General features: G+C 70.8%; 4 protein-coding genes and 1 pseudogene. All 5 read right to left on the bottom strand.

What is annotated here, in order from left to right; all coding sequences use genetic code 11:
• Positions 1–250, bottom strand: a pseudogene (locus BN10_RS17325) (hypothetical protein); the annotation flags it as partial.
• 107 nt (positions 251–357) lie between these two features.
• Positions 358–834, bottom strand: coding sequence for a SixA phosphatase family protein (locus tag BN10_RS17320; RefSeq protein WP_010850929.1), 477 nt, complete (start codon positions 832–834; stop codon positions 358–360).
• Between the two features lie 10 nt (positions 835–844).
• Positions 845–2,044: an MFS transporter gene (locus tag BN10_RS08980; RefSeq protein WP_010850928.1), complete on the bottom strand. Its 1,200-nt coding sequence runs from the start codon at positions 2,042–2,044 to the stop codon at positions 845–847.
• 53 nt (positions 2,045–2,097) lie between these two features.
• A complete protein-coding gene (locus tag BN10_RS08975) occupies positions 2,098–3,069 on the bottom strand; it encodes a GTP pyrophosphokinase (protein WP_040753049.1) in 972 nt (323 codons plus the stop codon).
• 189 nt (positions 3,070–3,258) lie between these two features.
• A partial coding sequence (locus BN10_RS08970; RefSeq protein WP_051369661.1) for an ATP-binding cassette domain-containing protein occupies positions 3,259–4,932 on the bottom strand: 1,674 nt, incomplete at its 5' end.

The raw sequence follows: 4,932 nt of genomic DNA, 5'->3' as shown, positions 1-4,932 counted from the left end.
TCGAGTCCTTGGCCTTGACGGCGTCGATGACCTTCTGGGCCTCGTCACCGGTGACATCGGTGTGGGTTCCGCCCATCTGGCGTCCCTGGCCGGCGGTGCCCGAGGCCGAACCTCTGTCGGCCGATGCGCCGGAGGCGGACGCCGACGCAGAGGGGGTGGGGTCGGCGGACGCGAGGGCCGCGCCGCCGCCGATGATGGCGCCGGCCGCGAGGACCGACGCGGCGCCGAGGGCGAGCTTCTTGGGGTTCATGGCAGGGATCTCCTTCGGGGAGGTCGTCAGCGGCACCGTGCCGCTGGGTGGACATCCACCGTGCGAGCGGCCCCTGTCCGGAACCTGTCACGAACCCATCCGTGCGGTCAGAGGTCGGCCGGCCGACCGGCATACCGCAACTGCGCGGACTCACTCCCCCACCCGCCCGGAAGGTCGAGCACCGCGATCGCCGCCGTCGGCATCGCGACCCACCGCCCGGTGAGGTCCTCGACCACCTCTTCCATCGCCGGGTTGTGCCCGACGACCGCCACGACCCCCAGGCCGGGATCGAGGGCGCGGGCGATCCGCCGCAGGTCACCCCCACCGAAGGTGTATGCCGCGGGCTCGTCGCGCGCCACGACCTCGCGTCCCAGCCCGCTCGTCACCGCCTCCCATGTCTCCTGCGCCCGACGCGCGATCGAGACGACCGCGAGATCCGGCACGAGGTCGTGCTCGACCAGCCATGGACCGATCGCCGGTGCCTGCCGACGGCCGCGGGGCGCGAGCGGCCGTTCGTCGTCGGGGAGGTCGTTCGACCAGTCGGACTTGGCGTGGCGGATGAGGACGAGGGTGCGCGCGGTCACCCGCCCATTGTCAGGCGACGTTGGCCGTCTCGCGAGCGCGCAACCACGGGATGACGGCGAGGAGTCCGATGAGGCCGGTGACGGCGAAGGCGAGTCCGTAGGACCCCTCGTCGACCAGGACGCCTGCGATGATCGGGCCGATGATCGACCCGAGGTCCGAGGACATCTGGACGGCGGCGATGGCGGGGCCACCGTTGCGGTCTTGACGGACGATGTCGGCGATCGACGCCTGCTGCGCCGGGTTGAGGACGCCCGCGCCGAGGCCGGCGACCGCCGACACGAGAATGAGCAGGGGCAGCGTGCCCACCCATCCTGTGATCATCGTGGCCAGGCCACTGACGAGCAGGCCGCCGATGATGAAGGGTCGCCGCCCGATGCGGTCCGACAGCCTCCCGGAGAAGGTGAGGCCCATGGCGTTGCCGGCCGCGAAGACGGCGAGGGCGGCTCCGGCCACCCAGGGTTCGTCGAGGATCACCGCCGTCGCGAAGAGCGGCAAGATGGCGTTGCGCACCCCGAAGTTGGCCCAGCCATTGGCGACCGCCGATCCCATCGAGGCCCGATAGGCGCTGTCCTGCAAGGCTTCTCGCACAGTGAAGACCGCGCGTTGGGGCGCATCGGCAGCGGGTCGCAGCGCCTCGGTGCGGATCATCGCGGCGACGATCGCGGCGGCGATGACCAGCGCCACGGCATACACCAAGAAGGGGATGCGCAAGCCGAGGTTGCCCAGGAGCCCCCCCAGCACCGGCCCGCCGATGCCGCCGAGAAGGAAGGCCGAGCCATAGGCCGAGGAGACCCGGCCCCGAATCGTGGGAGGCGCAAGGCGCACGATGAGCGCGACGGCCGAGACGGTGAACATCGTCGACCCGATGCCACCCAGGCTGCGGAAGAGCAGGACCTGCCAGTAACTCTGCGCGAAAGCCGTTGCGCCCGTGGAGATGGCGACGATGAGCAGACCGGTGATGTAGATCGGGCGCTCGCCGAACTTCGCGATCAGTCGGCCACCGGCCGGGGCGAAGATGAGCCGGAAGAACGCGAAGGCACTGACGATGATCGAGCTCGCCGTCACCCCGACGTCGAAGGACCTGGCGAAGGACGGCAGAACCGGCGTGATGAGCCCGAAGCCGATGGCGATGACGAAGGCCGCCGCGATGAGGACCCAGATCTCGCGGGGAATGCGCGGCTTCTCGGTCACAGTGGGCAGCGTCGTCATGGCTGGACAAGTATGCCGCGCGCTCACCTCGGCGACGATCGTCGCCGAAGCGCTCAGCCCAGCCGGGCCATCCGGCCCCGGAGTGCCTCGATCCGATCGGCATTGCCCGGCAGGTCGACATAGGTCTGGCGGTGACGAGCGAGCAGGTCGTCGTCGAGCCGACGGACGGCACCGGGTGGGTACTGGTAGCCCATGGCCCGGGTCACCGCTGCGCTGTCGACCTCACGCAGGTCCTGGCTCAACTCGTCCAACGACGCGATGCCGAGCTCGAGGAGCAGGGCGGCGATCCACTCGTAGTGCTCGGTGCGTGACCAGCCCGCGCTGGAGTAGCGACCGGCGAGGAAGGTCGCCAGTTCCTGGGCGCTGATCCGCGGGTCGTCGCCGGAGACCACGACGCTCTCACCCAGACCGATCTGCAGCCGGTCACGGATCTCGCTGAACTCCCGGTCGGCGAGTTCGAGCAGGCCGGCGGCGAGGGTGAAGCGACGATCGAGGTCCGGCACCTGCTCCGGCGGGATGGTGCCCTTGTAGCGGATGTCGTGCTCGAACTCGGCCCACGCGTGCTGCAGGACGGTGCGCAACTGGATCGACGCACTCTGCAGGGGCTCGTAGTGCGCCTCGGGCACACGGTCACGGGAGACAAGCAGGTGCCGGCTGGCGTAACCGAAGCGTCCTTCGCTGGCCGTCAGGCGGCCCATGTCGCGGTCCTCGAGGACGGCGTAGTGCTGCCCGAGCAACTCGGCCACAGCGAGGATGTCGCTCTGCACATAGGTGATGACGCGCACGCCGACCTGGTCGGTGATCTCCTCCATCGGGTCGGCGTCGGGGTCGCGCTCGCGCAGGCGACGCGCCTTGACGGCGAAGGACTCCACGGTCTTGGCGCGGCTCTCGACCGTCAGGTAGTTGATGCCGGCCTCGTCGATGATCGCGCGCACGGCCGCACCGAAGTCCTCCGCGGCCTCGACCAATCGGGGCCGGAGGTCGCGGTATGTTGCGATCGCGAGATCGAGCTTGCGTGGACCCATGAGCGCAAGCATCCCCCACAGATCCCTTCGGATGTGGAGGTGGTCGCGTCGGAGGTGCGGCGGGGATCACCACGGCCCGGGACGCGCGACCTGCGCCGGTAGCCCTGGTCCTCGGCGCCGGGCTCACGACGACGAGCCGACCGCAATGGCTGACTACCTTGTGGCGCTGAGGGGCCCGGGGCGCACGGATCAGCGCCGGAACAACAGGGTGAGCAGCAGCGGCATCATCGAGGCAACCACAACGACCGAGTCACGCACCCGCCACGTGACCGGGCGCAGCCAGGAACGTCGGTGGGCCGTGGCGAAGCCGCGGGCATCCATCGCGACCGCCAGCTCGGCGGCTGACCGCAGCGACCGGACGAGCAGTCCGATCGTCAGCGCGATGACATGCCGCACGACCGATTTCGTTCTGCGCCAACTGATCCCGATGCCACGCACCTTGCGCGCTCGCGCGATTTCGGTCCAGATGTCACCGAAGGACTGCATCCGGTGCAGGGCCGCCGCGACCGCCACGACGAACCGGTCGGGCAACCGCAGCCGCTGCGCGAGTTCGTCGCCCAGTCGGTCGGTGTCGATGAAGGGCAGGAGCACGGCCGACGGCAGCACGATGAGCAGCACGCGCGTGAAGCCGGTGGCGGCGAGGTCGAGGCTGCGGCCACCGAGGAGCCAGGTCGACCAGGCCACGGACAGTGCGGCGAGCACTCCGGGCAGGAGGCGGACCGCGAGGGCGCGCAGCGGGCGGAACAGACCGGCGCGACGACTGGTGAGGCCGGCCACGGCGAGCACGAACTGGAGGGCGAGCAGCACGATGGAGGCTCGCCAGCCCGGTGACGCCACCCCGGCCGGGACGGCGAGGGCGGCTCCGGCGAGCAGTGCCAACGGGTTGCGCCCGCTGAGCCACGGCCGCCCATGCGGGCCCGGCGCCTCTCGCGGTTGGCCGTCGAGGTGGTGCACCTGATGGGCCCGGTCGATCACGGCCTGGTCGTGTGTGGCGGGGGGGGGGGGGGCGTCCGCGAGCACGATGTCGGGGCCGTGGAGGATCGCCGAGGCGATCGCCAGCCGTCGCATCTCGCCCCCGGAGAGGTGGCGTGGGTCGGCATCCGCCAACCGCCCCAGCCCGAGGGTCTCGAGCAGGCCCCGGGCGCGATCCTCGAGACCGGGCGTGTCGTCGCCGAGTTGCCGCGAGGTGAGGAGCACCTCGTCGAGGACCCGACCAGTGACGATCGTCGAGCTCGCCCATTGCGGGATCCACGCGAGGCGACGCGCCAACTCCACTGGCTCGAGTCTCGCGGGATCCTCGTCATCGCCCACCCGGAGCGTCCCCTTGGCGGGCACGAGGAAGCCGGCCAGCGCATGCAGGATCGTCGACTTCCCCGATCCGCTGCGACCGACGAGTGCGGCAAGCTCCCCGGGTGCCAGCCGCAGGGGCTCCTCCAGTCGGGCCGCGACCCGCTCGGTGACGATGCCGTCGACAGTGGCCGTCCGTCGCGTCACGGTCAGCGGCGTCGCCTCCAGACAGTCGAGTGAGGAGAACATGCGGCGTGGCCGCACCGCAGACCGCGTGTTCTCCTCACTCGACTGTCTGGGGTGCGCGGGTCCCAGGTGGGGGGCTCCCACCAGGGCAGGGTCGACGGGGAGCGGATCGGGGGCGCCGGCACCGGGCACCCAGACACCCATCCCCACCAATTCCGTATGCCGCGTGGCCAAGGTCTCGCGCACCGGCCCGTCCGCGACGATCACCCCCGAGGCATCGAGCACGATGAGCCGGTCGACGAGGTCGATCCACGGACCCAGCACGTGTTCGACGACCACGAGCGTCAAGCCCTGCTCGCGCACCGCGGCGTCGACCGAGGCCCGCACGAC

It is taken from the genome of Phycicoccus elongatus Lp2, assembly GCF_000367525.1.
In the GTDB taxonomy this organism is placed as follows: domain Bacteria; phylum Actinomycetota; class Actinomycetes; order Actinomycetales; family Dermatophilaceae; genus Phycicoccus_A; species Phycicoccus_A elongatus.
The sequence above is the reverse complement of the archived record's forward strand: the minus strand, read 5'-3'. Positions and strand labels throughout refer to the sequence as shown.

Coding starts and splice junctions, on each gene's coding strand:
- BN10_RS08980 (WP_010850928.1), bottom strand. CDS start 2,044: ATGACGACGCTGCCCACTGTGACCGAGAAGCCGCGCATTCCCCGCGAG.
- BN10_RS08975 (WP_040753049.1), bottom strand. CDS start 3,069: ATGGGTCCACGCAAGCTCGATCTCGCGATCGCAACATACCGCGACCTC.